This window comes from Methylibium sp. Root1272, assembly GCF_001425905.1.
In the GTDB taxonomy this organism is placed as follows: Bacteria; Pseudomonadota; Gammaproteobacteria; order Burkholderiales; family Burkholderiaceae_C; genus Methylibium.
The window spans coordinates 13,301-28,966 of the sequence record NZ_LMDY01000001.1 but is presented as its reverse complement, the minus strand read 5'-3'; the positions used below and the strand labels follow the sequence as shown (position 1 = coordinate 28,966).

The following is a 15,666-nucleotide window of genomic DNA, read 5'->3' as shown; positions in this document are numbered from 1 at the left end:
GGCAAATCGCCGCAACGCCGGCCTCAGGAAACCCCCAATGAGTCAAACCGCAACTGCCTCGTCGCAAGGCATGGAATCGTTCGCCGCCCTGTTCGAGGAGTCGCTGAAGCGCTCCGACATGCGCGCCGGCGAGGTGATCACTGCCGAGGTGGTCCGCATCGAGCACAGCTTCGTGGTCGTCAATGCCGGCCTCAAGAGCGAAGCCTATGTGGCGATCGAAGAATTCAAGAACGACCAGGGCGAACTCGAAGTCCAGGTCGGTGACTTCGTCTCCGTCGCGATCGACGCGATCGAGAACGGCTACGGCGACACCATCCTGTCGCGCGACAAGGCCAAGCGCCTCGCGTCGTGGATGTCGCTCGAGACCTCGCTCGAGTCCGGCGACTTCGTGACCGGCACCGTCAACGGCAAGGTCAAGGGCGGCCTGACCGTGCTGGTCAACGGCATTCGCGCCTTCCTCCCCGGTTCCCTGCTCGATACGCGTCCGGTCAAGGACATGACGCCGTTCGAAGGCAAGACCATGGAGTTCAAGGTCATCAAGCTCGACCGCAAGCGCAACAACGTCGTGTTGTCGCGCCGTGCCGTGGTCGAGGCCTCGATGGGTGAAGAGCGCGCCAAGCTGCTCGGCACGCTGCGCGAAGGCGCCTTCGTCAACGGCGTGGTCAAGAACATCACCGAATACGGTGCGTTCGTCGACCTCGGCGGCATCGACGGCCTGCTGCACATCACCGACATGGCCTGGCGCCGCGTGCGCCACCCGAGCGAGGTGGTCACGGTCGGCCAGGAGCTGACCGCCAAGGTGCTGAAGTTCGACGCCGAGAAGAACCGCGTCTCGCTGGGCCTGAAGCAGATGGGCGACGATCCGTGGGTCGGCGTCTCGCGCCGCTACCCGACCGGCACCCGCCTGTTCGGCAAGATCACCAACATCGCCGACTACGGCGCCTTCGTCGAGATCGAGCCGGGCATCGAAGGCCTGGTCCACGTCTCGGAGATGGACTGGACCAACAAGAACATCGCCCCGTCCAAGCTCGTCACGCTGGGCGAAGAGGTCGAGGTCATGGTGCTCGAGATCGACGAGGACAAACGCCGCATCAGCCTGGGCATGAAGCAGTGCAAGGCCAACCCCTGGGACGAATTCGCGCAGAACCACAAGCGCGGCGACAAGCTCAAGGGCCCGGTCAAGTCGATCACCGACTTCGGCGTGTTCGTCGGCCTGGCCGCCGGCATCGACGGCCTGGTGCACCTGTCCGACCTGTCCTGGCACGAGCCGGGCGAGGCTGCCGTGCGCAACTACAAGAAGGGCCAGGAAGTCGAGGCCCTCGTGCTGGCGATCGACGTCGAGCGCGAGCGCATCTCGCTCGGCATCAAGCAGCTCGACGGTGATCCGTTCGCCACCTTCACCACGCTCAACGACCGTGGCGCGACGGTGACGGGCAAGGTCAAGACGGTCGACGCGCGCGGCGCCGAGATCCAGCTGACCGACGACGTGACCGGCTACCTGCGCGCCAGCGAGATCTCTCGCGACCGCGTGGAAGACGCCCGCAACGTGCTGAAGGAAGGCGACGAAGTCACCACCTTGATCATCAACGTCGACCGCAAGACGCGCTCGATCCAGTTGTCGATCAAGGCCAAGGACAACGTCGACAACCAGGAAGCCATGCAACGCCTCGCCCAGACGTCCGAACGCGAGAACGCCGGCACCACGAGCCTTGGCGCCCTGCTGAAGGCCAAGCTGGACCAGAACAACTCCTGAGTCCCGCCGAGGCTGGAGACCCCTCGCGGGGTTTCCAGCCTGCGCGCATGCCCTTGCAACCGAGGACATGCGCGCAGGCCGCAGTGCCCGGATCCAGGCCAACGAACGCCCTACCCATCCATGACCCGCTCCGATCTCGTGGCCCTGCTGGGTGAGCGTTTCAGCCAGCTGACCCACCGCGACACCGAGTTCGCGGTCAAGACCATCCTCGACGCGATGAGCGATGCGCTCGCTCGCGGTCACCGCATCGAGATCCGCGGTTTCGGCAGCTTCTCGATCAACCGCCGTCCGCCACGCATGGGGCGCAATCCCCGGTCGGGCGAGCAGGTGGTGATCCCGGAGAAGCTGGTCCCGCACTTCAAGCCCGGCAAGGCGCTGCGGGAAGCGGTGGATGCGCGCACGGCCGCGCTCGAGGCCGAGGTACAACAGACCGCACGAGACGAGCCGGCGACCTGAGCCCGCCGACGCGCCCGCTTCGGCGCCATTGCCGTCGCTAGAATCGTCGACGATGCGTGCTCTCATCTGGCTCCTGCGAGCCGCCATCTTCTTCGCGCTGTTCGCGTTCGCGCTGAACAATCAGCACGACGCCGCTCTCAAGTGGTTCTTCGGTCATGAATGGCGCGCGCCGATGATGTTCATCGTGCTCGGCGCCTTCGGCCTCGGCTGCGCGCTGGGCATCTTCGCGATGCTGCCCAGTTGGTGGAAGCACCGCCGCGTCGCCCAGCAGCAGTTGCCGCGCACTGACACTGCGACGACGATGCTCGATGCCGACGCCGTGCGCAGCACCGAGCCCTCCTTCCCCGAGCACCCTCCCCGCGATGGACTTTGACCCGCTGACCACGCTGCCACTGGCCCTGCTCGGCCTGATGGTGGCCTTCGCGCTCGGCTGGCTGGCCTCACGCTTCGACGTCCGTCAGTGGAAGCGCGAGCAGCAGGAGTCACCGAAGGCCTACTACAAGGGCTTGAACCTGCTGCTCAACGAACAGCAGGACAAGGCGATCGATGCCTTCATCGAGGCGGTGCAGCACGACCCGGGCACCTCGGACCTGCATTTCGCGCTCGGCAACCTGTTCCGCCGCCGAGGCGAATACGAGCGTGCGGTGCGGGTCCATCAGCATCTGCTCGGCCGCGGTGATCTGCCGGCCACCGAGCGCGAGCGCGCCCAGCACGCCCTGGCTCAGGACTATGTGAAGGCCGGCCTGTTCGACCGTGCCGAGGCGGCCTTCCGCTCGCTCGAGGGCACGGCCTTCGCCACCGATGCTCGCCTCGAACTGCTGACACTGCACGAGCGCTCGCGCGACTGGCATGCCGCCATAGAGACGGCTCGCAAGCTCGAGGCGGCGGGCGCCGGGTCCTTCGCCACCCGCATGGCGCACTACGGCTGCGAGATCGCGCTGGAAGCCGATGCACGCCGCCGCCCCGATGAAGCCGACGAAGCCCTGCGCAAGGCGCGCGAGGCAGCGCCGCAGGCAGCGCGGCCACGGGTCATCGCCGGGCAACGCCACGCGCGCAGCGGCCAGCACCGTGAAGCGCTCGCGGCCTGGGACGAGCTGCTCGCCACGCAACCCGGCGCCTTTGCACTGATCGCCTCCGAGTACGCGGCCAGTGCGCTGGCCTGCGGCGATGAAACCGATGCCCGCGAAAGACTGGAAGCCGTCTACGCACGCGTCCCGAGCCTCGACGTCGTGATGGCGCTGCAACAGCTCGAATCCGACCCGGCAGCGCGCCACGAGCGATTGCGCCGGCACCTGCAAGCTCACCCGACCCTGTCGGCTGCGTCGGCGCTGCTGAAAGAGCAACACGCGCAGGGCCTGGCACCGACGGCGGCCGATGCCGATCAGTTGCAGCAGATCACGGCCACCGCGGCTCGACCGATCCGGCGCTACCGCTGCGCCGCCTGCGGCTTCGAGGCCCAGCATTACTTCTGGCAGTGCCCCGGCTGCCACAGCTGGGACAGCTATCCGCCGACACGGCTGGAGGACCAGTGAAGAAGCCCGCCCCCGGCAAGACCGCGCTGGCGCGCGCCCGCGTGCTGGTGGTGGGCGACGTGATGCTCGATCGCTATTGGTTCGGTGCCGTCGAGCGGATTTCGCCGGAGGCGCCGGTGCCGGTGGTGCGCGTCAATCGCGAGGAGGAACGCCTCGGCGGGGCGGCCAACGTGGCGCTCAACGTCAAGTCCCTCGGCGCGCGGGTGACCTTGCTGACCGTGGTCGGCGACGACGAGCCGGCGCGCACACTCCAGCGCCTGCTCGAGCGCGACGGCATCGACACGCTGCTGGGCAGCGATCCGCAGCTCTACACCATCGTCAAGCTGCGCGTGATCGGCCGCTCGCAGCAACTGATCCGCATCGACTTCGAGAACCAGCCCGACCACGAGGTGCTGGCCGAGATGCTGAACGACTACGAAGCCGCTCTCGACCAGCACGACGCGGTGCTTTTTTCCGACTACGGCAAGGGCGGACTCGAACACATCCCGCGCATGATCGAACTGGCACGCCGCGCAGGCAAGCCGGTGCTCGTCGATCCCAAGGGCAGCGACTATCACCGCTACGCGGGCGCCAGCGTGATCACGCCGAATCGCGCCGAGCTCGCGCAGGTCGTCGGCGCCTGGAGCAGCGAGACGCAGTTGCGCGAACGCGCCCAGGCATTGCGCGTCGAGCTCGGCCTGCAGGCCCTGCTGCTGACCCGCAGCGAGGAAGGCATGACCTTGTTCGACGCGCAGGGCGACACCAGCGTGCCGGCGCAGGCCCGCGAAGTGTTCGACGTGACGGGTGCCGGCGACACCGTGATCGCGACGATGGCCACGATGATTGCCTGCGGCCTGAGTCCGCGCGAGGCGATGCCGTTGGCCAACCGGGCCGGCAGCATCGTGGTCGGCAAGTTCGGCACAGCGAGCGTGAGCTACGAGGAGCTGTTCGAGTAGACGCGCCCAGCGTTCACGGCGCTCCGTCGCTTGTTCCCGGCAACGTTTCACCCCTCCGGCCGCCCTCCTGGGAAGGATGGCAGACCGCGCTCCGGCTTCTAGAGTGGGCTGACGGGTCTCCAACGAGGCTCGCCATCGCCAACACACTCTGGAGGAGAGTCAACATGCTGAAGAAGATGCTGAGCGCGCTACTCGCGTTCTGGTTCATGGCGGCCGTCGCCGCGGTCGATATCAACAAGGCCGATCAGGCAGCGCTCGAGAGCGTCAAGGGCATCGGCCCGGGCCTGTCGACACGGCTCCTCGACGAGCGCAAGAAGAGCGCGTACAAGGATTGGGACGACCTGATCGGTCGCGTCAAGGGCGTCGGTGAGGGCAATGCCCGGCGCTTCTCCGAAGCCGGGCTCACGGTCAACGGCACCAGCTACAGCACGGAACCGAAGCCCGCCAAGGTGGTGGCTCCCAAAGCATCGGCCGCCAAGGCGTCAGCCGCCGGCAAGTGAGCCCGGGGGCGCCGTCGAGTCACGAACTCACGTGCCCCAGCCAAAGAAGCGCAGCACGTCCTCGCGGCGTGCCAGCGTGTCGGCCTCGCCCAGCGCGATCAGCTCGCGCGTATAGGGCGCCTCGAACAGCAGATAGCTCGCCAGCGCCGCACCCCGCGCGCTGTCGGGCGCCACGTCGCTGACGCCCACGGCGCGCAACATCGCGCGCACCGGCGTCGGCAGCGCGTGCAGGTGCCGGGCCGCGATGTCGTCGAGCCGTTGGCTCGGTGCGATGACCAGCAGTTCGATCGGCCTGAGCGGCGTCTGCGCCAAGGCCTCGGGCCCCAGCAGCGAAAGCGTGTGGTTGATGCGCTGCAGCCGTTCGATGTCGACCGCCAGCGCGTCGAGGAAGATGTTCGACAGTGCATGGCCGGCGATCTGCGCAAGACTCGGGTAGCCATTGGCCGGTGGACGCTCGCCCACCGGCTCGTGCAGCCGGCCGGCCCCGACGACAAGAATGCGCTCGGCTCCGAGGTGCACCGCCGGCGAGATCGGCGCGGCCTGGCGCATCGAGCCGTCCCCGAAGTACTCTGCGCGGCCCTGCCGGTCCAGCGAGACCGCCGGAAAGATGAACGGTATGGCCGACGACGCCATCAGGTGCGTGACGCCCAGCGCCGCGCGCGCCGCCACGCGCTGGGAGCGCGTCCAGGCCGGCAGATCCTGAGGCGCGTCGTAGAAGGTCACGTGGTCGCCCGCGGTGTAGCTGGACGCACTGATCGCGAGGGCGCGCAGGTGGCCGGCCTCGATCAGCTGCGGTATCCGTTCCAGGGGCAGCAACTGGGCGAGCAGCTCTTCGAGCGGCTCGTTGTCCAGCAATGAACGCGGCCGTGCCCGACGCCAGCGCGCCAGTGCCCAGCCGGCGGTGAACAAGGTGAGCCAGCGTGCGCCGGTACGGATCACGCCGAAGGCATCGGCCCGATAGACCTGCCCGGCCTCGAAGTTGCGCCACACCCGCAGCAGCAGCCGCACGGCACGGTCGAAATCGTCGGCCCCGCAGGCCAGTGCCGCTGCGTTGATTGCGCCGGCCGAAGTGCCAGCGATGACGGGAAAGGGATTGTCGTGAGCGCGCACGCCGGCCTCGCGCCTCAGCCGGCTCAGCGCCGACAGCACTCCGACCTGGTAGGCGGCGCGCGCCCCACCCCCGGTCAGCACCAAGCCTGTGGTCTTGCTCACGCGGCGAGCATAGCCGCGGGCTGGAGGGTCGCTAAGGGCGGAATTGACGGCGAGAAACTGCCGTTATCACGTTCCTGGACGGTAGGCCGTTTTCGCCTGCCCCTCAGTCGCGCCCGTGCTTGCCGTGGCCACGGCCCTTGCCACGGTGATCGTCGTCGCGGTCGTCGCGCCGGTCGTGGCGGTGGTCCTCGCGATAGTGCGGCGCATAGACGTTCTGGTACCAGCCGTCCTGCACGAAGTAGACCGGTTGACCGCAGGCCGCGTAGCGGCTGCAGTGCTTGCCCCAGTTCTTGGCGTGGCCCGGCGGCACGCGCAGGTAGATCGGCCGCTGCACCACCGCATAGGGTGCCGGCGCGATGATCACCGGTTGGGGATAGATCACCTGCGGCTGAGGGTAGTTGCCGATGTCGATGCGGCCGTAGAAACCCGGCTGGCCGATGCTGACCGAGACACCGACATCGGCTGCGAGCGCCGGTGCCATGGCCGTGACCGCCAGAGCGGCGGCGAGAAGCATGCGTTTCATCCAACGATCCTCGTGTTGTTGACTACCTGTTCAACGCCGCGCAAGGCGATCCGCTGACACGGCACAGTGTGCTTCGGCGCACAGTCCGATGCGTTGGCACGGTGTTGCAGCCGTGTAAGAAAATGCACCGGTCAGTCGTACACCACCGTGGCCTGGCCGTGGGTGCTGGCCTTCCAGCGCGCCAGCGCCGTGTCAGTCGGAAAGAAGCGGCCTTCGTCGCCGAGGTCGATCTCTCCCTGCACCGCCTCGCGATGCAGCACCAGGCGCACCGGCAGCCCCTGGACAAGATCACCCTGGTCGGTGCGCAACGTGCGCGGCGGGAACTCGCGCAGCAGTTCACCGATCGGTGGCGTGACACCGTTCACGGCTACGCGCAGGTAGCGGCCGAAGCGACAGCGCGCCGCTGCCAGATCCCACACCTGCTGCACGTTGAGCCGCACACCCCCCGAGAAGCGGTCGGGCTGCACCTTGCCTTGCACGACGATGAACTCGTCTTCCACCAGTTGCTCGCGGTGCGCGTTGAGCAGGTCCTCGTTGGCCACGGCCTCGATCGCCTCGCTCTTGTCGTCGAGCTTGAAGATCGCGACCCGCCCACGCTGACCATTGACGACTCGCAGATCGGTAACGATGCCAGCCAGCAGCTGCGGCTCCCGGCTGTCCAGCAGGTCGGCGATGCGGCGCCGGGCGAACTGCCGCACCTCGGTCTCGCATTCGTCGAACAGGTGGCCCGAGAGGTAGAAGCCCAGCGCCGCCTTCTCCTGCGTCAGCCGCTCCTTGATGCTCCAGGGATCCGTGGCCACCAGATCGGGCTCGTTGGTCGAGGCGGCATGCGAGTCGCCAAAGTCGAACAGCCCACCCTGGTCGGCGTTCGCCGCCTGGGTGTCGGCGTACTCGAAGGCGAGCGGCACGCTGGCCATCAGCACCGCGCGGTCGGCCTCGAGGGCATCGAAGGCGCCGCCCTTGATCAGTGCCTCGACCACCCGCTTGTTGACGCGGCTGCGGTCCACCCGCGCAGCGAAATTGAACAGGCTCTCATAGGGCCCGCCCTCGCGGCGCGCGTCGACGATCGCCTCGATCGCGCCCTGCCCCGTGCCCTTGATGGCACCGAGCCCATAGCGCACGCGGCCGCGCTCCTTGCCTTGCGGCGCCACCGGCTCGAAACGGTAGCCGCCGGCGTTGACGTCGGGGGCCTCGAACACCACGCCCAGCGCCACCGCGTCGTCGTGGAAGATCTTGAGCTTGTCGGTGTCGTCGAGCGCGACGCTCATGTTGGCCGCGGTGAACTCGGCCAGGAAGTGCACCTTGGCCCAGGCCGTGTGATAGGCCAGCAGCGCATAGGCCGCGGCGTGCGACTTGTTGAAGCCGTAGCCGGCGAACTTCTCCATCAGGTCGAAGATCTCGTTCGCGAGACCCGCGCCGATGCTGTTCTTGGCCGCGCCTTCCGCGAAGATGACCCGGTGCTTGGCCATCTCCTCGGCCTTCTTCTTGCCCATCGCGCGGCGCAGCAGGTCGGCGCCGCCGAGCGAGTAGCCACCCAGGCGCTGGGCGACCTGCATCACCTGCTCCTGGTAGACCATGATCCCGTAGGTCTCCTCGAGCACCTCGCGCATCAGCGGATGAGGGTAGTCGACCTCCTCCTTGCCGTGCTTGCGCGCACAGAAGCTCGGAATCAGGTCCATCGGGCCTGGCCGATAAAGCGCCACCAGCGCGATGATGTCCTCGAACACGCTGGGGCGGGCCTCGCGCAGCATGCCCTGCATGCCGCGGCTTTCCAGCTGGAACACCGCGACCGTCTTGCCCTCGCTCAGCAGCTGGTAGGTCTTGCGGTCGTCGAGCGCGATGTTCTCGAAGGCAAAGTCCGCGCGATCGGCGTGGCGCGCACGGATGAAGTCCTTCGCCAATTCCAGGATCGTCAGCGTGGCCAGGCCGAGGAAGTCGAACTTCACCAGGCCGATCGCCTCGACGTCGTCCTTGTCGTATTGGCTCACCGCCGAGTCGCTGCCGGGCTGCTGGTAGAGCGGGCAGAAGTCGGTGATCTTGCCCGGAGCGATCAGCACGCCGCCCGCATGCATGCCGATGTTGCGCACTGTCCCTTCCACACGTTCAGCCAGTGCCAGCAATTCGGCAACCTCCTCTTCCTTCTGCTCGCGCTGCTCGATCTCCGGCGCCTCCTTGCGCGCGTAGATCAGGCCCGGGTCGGGCTTGTCGCCGGGGCGCTTCAGCGTCACCGTCTTGCCAGGCGGCGCCGGCACCAGCTTGGCGATGCTGTCGACATGGCCATAGCCCATGCCCAGCACGCGACCCACGTCGCGCAACGCGGCCTTGGCGGCCATCGTGCCGAAGGTGGCGATCTGGCTCACCGCGTCCCGGCCGTACTTCTGCTTCACGTAGTCGATCACGCGATCTCGGTTGCCCTGGCAGAAGTCGATATCGAAGTCGGGCATCGACACGCGGTCCGGGTTCAGGAAACGCTCGAACAGCAGGTTGTAGGCGAGCGGGTCGAGGTCGGTGATCTTCAGCGCATAGGCCACCAATGAGCCGGCGCCCGAGCCCCGCCCCGGCCCGACCGGACAGCCATTGTTCTTGGCCCAGTTGATGAAGTCGGCCACGATCAGGAAGTAACCCGGGAAGCCCATCTTCAGGATCGTCTCGATCTCGAAGTCCAGCCGCTCGACGTAGCGCGCGCGCTGACGCTCACGCTCATCGGCGTTCGGGTAGAGGTGCACGAGCCGCTCGTTCAGCCCGGCGTGCGAGGCGTGGCGGAAGTAGTCGTCCGGTGCCATGCGCTGGCCGTCGACGACCGGGGTCGGGAAGTCGGGCAACTGCGGTTTGCCGAGCGTCAGCGTCAGATGGCAACGGCGCGCGATCGCCAGCGTGTTGGCGAGTGCCGACGGGATATCGGCGAACAGCTCGGCCATCTGCGCGGCCGTCTTGAAGTGCTGCTCGCGCGTGAAGCGCTTGACGCGGCGTGGATTGATCAGCGTCTCGCCTTCGGCGATGCAGACGCGGGCCTCATGGGCCTCGAAATCATCGGTGGTCAGGAACTGCACCGGATGCGTCGCCACCACTGGCAGCCCCAACTTCGCGGCCATCGGCACCGCCGCCCGCACCTGAGCCTCGTTGCCGGGCTGCCCGGCGCGCTGCAGTTCGAGATAGAACCGCCCGGGGAACAGCGAGGCCAACCGCAGCGCCTGCGTCTCGGCACGCGCAGCATCCCCGGCCAGCAGCGCCAGCCCCACGGCGCCCAGGTCGGCGCCGGACAACGCGATCAGGCCCTCGCCATGCGTCGCCAATTGCTGCCAAGCCACGCAGGCCTGGTGACGCTGCAGGTTCTCGGTCCAGGCGTGCGAGATCAGCTCGCAGAGGTTCAGGTAGCCGGTGCGGTCCTGCACCAGCAGTAACAGCCGGCTGGGCTGCTTCTCGTCGCCTTCCGGCTCCAGCCACACGTCCGCGCCGATCAACGGCTGCACGCCCTTGCCGCGCGCCGCACCGTAGAACTTGATCGCACCGAACAGGTTCGACAGATCGGTGATCGCCAAGGCCGGCTGAACATCGGCCGCCGCCGCGGCCACCATGTCGTCCACCCGCAGCATCCCGTCGACGACGGAGTACTCGGTATGGGTGCGAAGGTGGACGAAACTCGGGGGCGCGGTCATGCAAGGATTCTAGGGAAGGCACACGCCGGATCGGCGCGCAGAACCCGCCCGACTCCCGCTGAATTCCATTGCGGCGCCACCGGTCAGCGCAGCGTCGTCGCGAGTTGTCCACCGCAGCGGTGCACAAGCCTGTGGAAAAGCCTCGCCCATCCGCCGCGAGGCCCCGCCGCTGCGCGCCCGCGGCCGACTGCCTCGAATCGGGCAGGTCGTCGGCAAGCTCACCTAGGGGGAAGGCTCAGGCCTTCTTCCGCGCTGCGACTTTCCGTGGCGCGGGCTTCCTCGTCGCGACCTTCTTGGTCGGTCCGGGCTTTGGCGTCGTCTTCGACACGGGCTTCGGCGCGGCAGCGGCGGTGGCGGCGAGCGGCTCGCTCACGCGCGGGCGCCCGGTCTTGATGGTCGGTACCGCCAGCAGCGCCGAGACGAAACGCGTATCGGCCAGCTCGGTCAGCAGCTTGATGCCGGCACGCAGCAGTTCGCTTTTCTTCGCGGCTTGTCCCAGCTTCGCAGCGCGCTGCTTCAGATCGGCCAGTGCAGCGTACTCGCCCTTGGGGATCGTGAAGCCGTCGCGGACCAGCTTCTCGCGCTTCTTCGGCGTTTCGACGCGGATCGGGGCGGCAACCACCTTGGCGCGCTTGCTCGGCGTCGGTACGGGCCGGACTGGCTTCGCGACGACCGCCTTGCGCTTGGCAGCGACCGCGGGCTTGGATTTCGTGACCATGGAACTCCTTAACGGGATAAACAGTATGTTCAGTTTATACCGTTCATCGTTTCACGGCAAAGCGTTCCCGCCCCGGTCTGTCCGCTTGCTGCTACGACTGCAACCACTGCAGCAGCTTCAGGATCAGCGGCATCAGCATCGCCGTCGCGATGCCATTGAGGCCCATCGCGAGAGCCGAGAAGGCTCCAGCGGTCTCGTTGACCTGCAGGGCGCGCGCCGTGCCGACAGCGTGCGCAGTGATGCCGACGGCGAACCCGCGCACCGCCGGGTCGTCGATGCGCGACAGGTTCAGCAAGCCGCGCGCGACGATCGCGCCGCCCACGCCGGTGATCGCCACCCCCACCGCAGCAAGCGACGGCAGGCCGCCGATGCGCTCGGCCACCGCCATCGCGATCGGCATCGTGGCCGACCTCGGCGCCAGCGACAGCACCGTCTCATGGGAGCCACCGAGCGCCCACGCGATGCCCATGCCCGAGAGGATGGCCGTCACCGAACCAACGACCAGGGCCACCGAGATCGGCAGCCACATCCGCTTCAGGCGCTCCCACTGGCTGTACAGCGGCACGGCCAGCGCGACCGTCGCCGGGCCGATCAGGAAGTGCACGAACTTCGCCCCTTCGAAGTAGGTCGGATAGGGCGTGTCGGTGACCAGCAGCACCGCGATGATCACGATGGTCGCCGTCATCACCGGGATCAGGAAGGGCGTGGCGCCGCAGCGCCGGTACAGCCAGGTCGCGCCGAAGTAGGCCAGCAGCGTCACCGTCAACCACAGCAGCGGCGAACTGGCCAGGAAGACCCACACCTCGAACAGGCTGTGCTTCATCGCCCGGACGACTTCGTGATGCGCAGCATCCAGCGCAAGGTGAAGGCCGTGACGACCAGCGTGATCGCCGCGCCGCCGACGCCCGCCGCGAGGAACGGCAACCACTCCTGCGAGACCCGGCCGAAATGCATCATCACGCCGGTGACGGCGGGAATAAACAGCAGCATCAGGTGCTGCAGCAGTCCGCTGGTGGTGTCGCGCAAGGCCTCCGGCACCCGGCCCCAGGCAACCAGCCCCGCCAGCAGCAGCAGCATGCCGACCAGCGGCCCCGGCACCGGCAGGCCCAGCCATTGCACCAGCACCTCACCGATCAGTTGCAGGATGAACAGGGCAGCGATCGCGTGCAGCATCGGGCAATCCTCCGGTGACAAATGTGGCCGACAGGGGGCCGGCACGGCGCCAAGAGAAAAGCCCGCGAGCGGGACCGCTTGCGGGCTTCTGTCTGGTGGGCGGTGCAGGGTTCGAACCTGCGACCCCTGCCGTGTGAAGGCAGTGCTCTACCGCTGAGCTAACCGCCCGATGAATCGGGCTCGCGGGGATCGCGAGAAGCCAGGATTATGCCATGGCGCGCCACAGCGTCTTGCCGCCGGAGACCTTGTCGAGTTCCACGAGCACGGCCTCGTGCGCCCGGCGTTCGTCGTCGCTGGGCTCGATGACAGGCAGCGTGAACTGACGCAGGTCGATGTCCGCGACGGTGACAGCGCCGCCCGACGAGGCCCCGGCATCGATGACCAGCGAGTTCTGCCCCCGCGTCATGCGGATGTAGACCTCGGCCAGCAGCCCCGCGTCGAGCAACGCGCCGTGCAGGGTGCGGCTGGCGTTGTCGACCTCGAGGCGCTTGCACAGCGCGTCGAGCGAGTTCGATTTGCCGGGGAACATCTCGCGCGCCATCGTGAGGCTGTCGGTCACGCCCGCCACCTGCTCGCCGAATCGGGGCCGCGCCAGGCGCTTCAGTTCGGCGTCGAGGAAGCCGACGTCGAAGGCCGCGTTGTGGATGATGATCTCGGCGCCCGCCAGGTACTCCATCAATTCGTCGGCGACGGCCGCGAACTTGGGCTTGTCCGCCAGGAACTCGTCGGTCAGGCCGTGGATCTTCACGGCATCCTCGTGATTGCGTCGCTCCGGGTTCAGGTAGAAATGCTTGTTGCTGCCGGTCAGGCGGCGGCTCTGCATCTCCACGCAACCGATCTCGATGATGCGATCGCCGTTCTCCGGACTCAGGCCGGTGGTTTCGGTGTCGAGGAAGATCTGGCGAGTCATGGTGAGTGCAGTGATTCTGGCTTCGGCATCACATCGCTGCGCGATATGAGCCTACGCCGAAATCACTGACCGGCGCGCCGCCGGTCAGTGATTTTCCTTGGCGTGGTTGATCGAGTAGCGCGGAATCTCCACCACCAGGTCCTGCTGCGCCAGGATGGCCTGGCAACTGAGGCGCGAATTCGGCTCCAGGCCCCAGGCACGGTCCAGCAGGTCCTCCTCGTTCTCGTCCATCTCGTTCAGCGAGGCAAAACCCTCGCGGACGACGACGTGGCAGGTGGTGCAGGCGCAGCTCATCTCGCAGGCGTGCTCGACCTCGATGTCGTGCTCGAGCAGCGCCTCGCAGATCGAAGTGCCGGGTGCTGCCTCGATGCTCGCGCCCTGGGGACAGTATTCGGGGTGCGGCAGGATCTTGATGGTGGGCATGGCAATCTCGAACGGGGTCAGACTTCTTCGACGCGCCGACCGGCCAGGGCCTGCCGGATGCCGCGGTTCATGCGCTCGGCCGCGAAGGCCTCGGTGCCGTCGGCCAGCGCCTTGACGGCCGCGTCGATGGCTACAGCGTCATCGCCCTGCGCCTGCTGTTCGGCCGCCTTCATCAGCGCCTCGATGCCGGCGCGCTCGCTCTCGGCGAGCAGATCACCGTCGGCCGCCATCGCGGCCCGGGTGGCCAGCACCATGCGCTCGGTCTCGACACGGGCCTCGCGCAGCGCGCGATCGCGCATGTCGCCCTCCGCGGTGGTGAAGCCCTCCTGCAGCATGCGGGCGATCTGCTCGTCGGCCAGGCCGTAGCTCGGCTTGACCGTCACCGCCGCCTCGACGCCGGAGGTCTGCTCGCGCGCGGTGACGCTCAGCAGCCCGTCGGCGTCGACCTGGAAGCTCACGCGGATACGCGCCGCGCCGGCCACCATCGGCGGGATGCCTCGCAACTCGAAGCGCGCGAGCGAGCGACAGTGCTCGACCTGTTCGCGCTCGCCCTGCAGAACGTGGATGGCCATCGCGGTCTGGCCGTCCTTGAAGGTGGTGAAGTCCTGCGCCCGCGCCGTGGGAATGCTGCTGTTGCGCGGGATGATGCGCTCGACCAGCCCGCCCATCGTCTCCAGGCCCAGCGACAGCGGCGTCACGTCGAGCAGCAGCAGGTCGTTGCCCGAGGCATTGCCCGCCAGCTGATGCGCCTGAATCGCCGCCCCCAGCGCCACCACCTCGTCGGGGTTCAGGTCGGTCAGCGGCGAGCGGCCGAGGTAGAAGGTGACGGCCTCGCGGATCTGCGGCATGCGGGTCGAGCCGCCGACCAGCACGACGCCCTTGACCTCGTCCTTGCCCACCTTCGCGTCGCGCAGCACCTTGCGCACCGCGGCCAGCGTGCGGTCGGTCAGCGGCCTGGTGAGCGCTTCGAACTGCACGCGCGTGACTGCGACGTCCAGCGTGCCGGCACGAAGCGCGACCTGCATGCGCGCCTCGGTCGCAGACGACAAGGCCTCCTTGACGGCGCGCGCCGCAACCAGCACCGCCCGCTTGTCCTGCGCCGTCTCGGCCTCGAGCCCGGCGCCGGCCAGCGCCCAGTCGGCCAGCGCATGGTCGTAGTCATCACCTCCCAGCGCCGAATCGCCACCGGTCGCGACGACCTCGAACACGCCTTCGCTCAGGCGCAGCAGCGAGATGTCGAAGGTGCCGCCGCCCAGGTCGTAGACGGCGTACAGGCCCTCGCTGCCGTTCTCCAGGCCGTAGGCAATCGCCGCCGCGGTGGGCTCGTTGATCAGGCGCAGCACGTTCAGACCGGCCAGTTGCGCGGCGTCCTTGGTGGCCTGACGTTGCGCGTCGTCGAAATAGGCCGGCACCGTGATCACCGCGCCGAACAGTTCGTCGTCGAAGCTGTCCTCGGCGCGGAAGCGCAGTGTTGCCAGCAACTCGGCCGACACCTCGACCGGCGTCTTCACGCCGTCGCGCGTGGCCACGCTCACCATGCCCGGCTGATCGACGAATCGGTACGGCAGCTTCTCGCGGCCATCGATGTCGGCCAGCGCACGGCCCATGAAGCGCTTGACGGAAACGATGGTGTTCTCGGGGTCCTCGGCCTGCGCGGCCAGCGCGTCGAAGCCGATCGCGCGGCGAGCACCTTCGAGGTAGCGCACCGCCGAAGGCAGGATCACGCGGCCTTCGCCGTCGGGCAGGCATTCGGCGACACCGGAGCGCACCGCGGCCACCAGCGAATGCGTGGTGCCGAGGTCGATGCCGACCGCGATGCGCCGCTGGTGCGGGTCCGGCGACTGGCCGGGTTCGGAGATTTGCAGCAGAGCCATG

At 67.9% G+C, this 15,666-nt stretch carries 15 protein-coding genes and 1 tRNA gene; 6 read left to right on the top strand and 10 right to left on the bottom strand.

All coding sequences use genetic code 11. From position 1 onward, the window contains the following. Positions 1–37: 37 nt before the first annotated feature. The 6 genes from rpsA to ASC67_RS00120 all read left to right on the top strand — a co-directional run bounded on the left by rpsA (position 38) and on the right by ASC67_RS00120 (position 5,176). Positions 38–1,753 carry a 30S ribosomal protein S1 gene (rpsA, locus tag ASC67_RS00145; RefSeq protein ID WP_056314306.1) on the top strand — a complete coding sequence of 572 codons (1,716 nt, stop codon included), beginning with the start codon at positions 38–40 and terminating at the stop codon, positions 1,751–1,753. Positions 1,754–1,873: 120 nt separating this feature from the next. Beyond that, positions 1,874–2,209 carry an integration host factor subunit beta gene (locus tag ASC67_RS00140; RefSeq protein WP_056314305.1) on the top strand — a complete coding sequence of 112 codons (336 nt, stop codon included), beginning with the start codon at positions 1,874–1,876 and terminating at the stop codon, positions 2,207–2,209. A gap of 52 nt (positions 2,210–2,261) precedes the next feature. After that, positions 2,262–2,582, top strand: coding sequence for a lipopolysaccharide assembly protein LapA domain-containing protein (locus ASC67_RS00135; protein ID WP_056314304.1), 321 nt, complete (start codon positions 2,262–2,264; stop codon positions 2,580–2,582). Beyond that, entirely contained in the window at positions 2,572–3,741 is a 1,170-nt protein-coding gene (lapB, locus tag ASC67_RS00130) for a lipopolysaccharide assembly protein LapB (RefSeq protein WP_056314303.1), read from the top strand. The genes ASC67_RS00135 and lapB overlap by 11 nt, the downstream gene beginning before the upstream one ends. Further along, positions 3,738–4,676 (top strand): D-glycero-beta-D-manno-heptose-7-phosphate kinase, encoded by a 939-nt coding sequence (gene rfaE1, locus ASC67_RS00125; protein WP_056314302.1) that lies wholly within the window; start codon positions 3,738–3,740, stop codon positions 4,674–4,676. Before lapB ends, rfaE1 begins: the two co-directional genes overlap by 4 nt. Positions 4,677–4,840: 164 nt before the next feature. After that, the gene (locus tag ASC67_RS00120) at positions 4,841–5,176 is read left to right on the top strand and encodes a helix-hairpin-helix domain-containing protein (protein WP_056314301.1); all 336 of its coding nucleotides are present in this window, start codon (positions 4,841–4,843) and stop codon (positions 5,174–5,176) included. A 27-nt stretch (positions 5,177–5,203) separates the two neighbouring features. Here the strand turns inward: ASC67_RS00120 and ASC67_RS00115 are convergent, their stop codons facing one another. The 10 genes from ASC67_RS00115 to hscA all read right to left on the bottom strand — a co-directional run bounded on the left by ASC67_RS00115 (position 5,204) and on the right by hscA (position 15,665). Beyond that, on the bottom strand, positions 5,204–6,388 hold the full coding sequence (locus ASC67_RS00115) for a patatin-like phospholipase family protein (RefSeq protein ID WP_056314300.1): 1,185 nt from the start codon (positions 6,386–6,388) through the stop codon (positions 5,204–5,206). A 103-nt stretch (positions 6,389–6,491) separates the two neighbouring features. Further along, on the bottom strand, positions 6,492–6,911 hold the full coding sequence (locus tag ASC67_RS00110) for a hypothetical protein (protein ID WP_056314299.1): 420 nt from the start codon (positions 6,909–6,911) through the stop codon (positions 6,492–6,494). A gap of 131 nt (positions 6,912–7,042) precedes the next feature. Beyond that, complete coding sequence (gene dnaE, locus ASC67_RS00105; RefSeq protein ID WP_056314298.1) at positions 7,043–10,567, bottom strand: DNA polymerase III subunit alpha; 3,525 nt, start codon at positions 10,565–10,567, stop codon at positions 7,043–7,045. Between the two features lie 235 nt (positions 10,568–10,802). Continuing rightward, entirely contained in the window at positions 10,803–11,285 is a 483-nt protein-coding gene (locus tag ASC67_RS00100; RefSeq protein WP_200946731.1) for a hypothetical protein, read from the bottom strand. Positions 11,286–11,376: 91 nt separating this feature from the next. Further along, the gene (locus ASC67_RS00095) at positions 11,377–12,108 is read right to left on the bottom strand and encodes an LrgB family protein (protein ID WP_056314297.1); all 732 of its coding nucleotides are present in this window, start codon (positions 12,106–12,108) and stop codon (positions 11,377–11,379) included. Further along, positions 12,105–12,458, bottom strand: a complete 354-nt coding sequence (locus ASC67_RS00090; protein WP_056314296.1) for a CidA/LrgA family protein — start codon at positions 12,456–12,458, stop codon at positions 12,105–12,107. Before ASC67_RS00090 ends, ASC67_RS00095 begins: the two co-directional genes overlap by 4 nt. A 93-nt stretch (positions 12,459–12,551) precedes the next feature. Continuing rightward, positions 12,552–12,626 (bottom strand) — tRNA-Val (locus ASC67_RS00085). A 37-nt stretch (positions 12,627–12,663) separates the two neighbouring features. Beyond that, on the bottom strand, positions 12,664–13,368 hold the full coding sequence (gene dnaQ, locus ASC67_RS00080; protein WP_056314295.1) for a DNA polymerase III subunit epsilon: 705 nt from the start codon (positions 13,366–13,368) through the stop codon (positions 12,664–12,666). An 84-nt stretch (positions 13,369–13,452) separates the two neighbouring features. Further along, entirely contained in the window at positions 13,453–13,791 is a 339-nt protein-coding gene (gene fdx / locus ASC67_RS00075; RefSeq protein WP_056314294.1) for an ISC system 2Fe-2S type ferredoxin, read from the bottom strand. A 17-nt stretch (positions 13,792–13,808) separates the two neighbouring features. Continuing rightward, the gene (hscA, locus tag ASC67_RS00070; RefSeq protein WP_056314293.1) at positions 13,809–15,665 is read right to left on the bottom strand and encodes a Fe-S protein assembly chaperone HscA; all 1,857 of its coding nucleotides are present in this window, start codon (positions 15,663–15,665) and stop codon (positions 13,809–13,811) included. Between the last annotated feature and the right edge of the window lies 1 nt (position 15,666).

Bases quoted from the DNA above. Each gene is read 5' to 3' on its own strand.
- ASC67_RS00110 (WP_056314299.1), bottom strand. From the start codon at position 6,911: ATGAAACGCATGCTTCTCGCCGCCGCTCTGGCGGTCACGGCCATGGCA.
- ASC67_RS00135 (WP_056314304.1), top strand. From the start codon at position 2,262: ATGCGTGCTCTCATCTGGCTCCTGCGAGCCGCCATCTTCTTCGCGCTG.
- rpsA (WP_056314306.1), top strand. From the start codon at position 38: ATGAGTCAAACCGCAACTGCCTCGTCGCAAGGCATGGAATCGTTCGCC.
- ASC67_RS00120 (WP_056314301.1), top strand. From the start codon at position 4,841: ATGCTGAAGAAGATGCTGAGCGCGCTACTCGCGTTCTGGTTCATGGCG.
- ASC67_RS00100 (WP_200946731.1), bottom strand. From the start codon at position 11,285: ATGGTCACGAAATCCAAGCCCGCGGTCGCTGCCAAGCGCAAGGCGGTC.
- ASC67_RS00140 (WP_056314305.1), top strand. From the start codon at position 1,874: ATGACCCGCTCCGATCTCGTGGCCCTGCTGGGTGAGCGTTTCAGCCAG.
- dnaQ (WP_056314295.1), bottom strand. From the start codon at position 13,368: ATGACTCGCCAGATCTTCCTCGACACCGAAACCACCGGCCTGAGTCCG.
- lapB (WP_056314303.1), top strand. From the start codon at position 2,572: ATGGACTTTGACCCGCTGACCACGCTGCCACTGGCCCTGCTCGGCCTG.
- fdx (WP_056314294.1), bottom strand. From the start codon at position 13,791: ATGCCCACCATCAAGATCCTGCCGCACCCCGAATACTGTCCCCAGGGC.
- dnaE (WP_056314298.1), bottom strand. From the start codon at position 10,567: ATGACCGCGCCCCCGAGTTTCGTCCACCTTCGCACCCATACCGAGTAC.
- ASC67_RS00090 (WP_056314296.1), bottom strand. From the start codon at position 12,458: ATGCTGCACGCGATCGCTGCCCTGTTCATCCTGCAACTGATCGGTGAG.
- ASC67_RS00095 (WP_056314297.1), bottom strand. From the start codon at position 12,108: ATGAAGCACAGCCTGTTCGAGGTGTGGGTCTTCCTGGCCAGTTCGCCG.
- hscA (WP_056314293.1), bottom strand. From the start codon at position 15,665: ATGGCTCTGCTGCAAATCTCCGAACCCGGCCAGTCGCCGGACCCGCAC.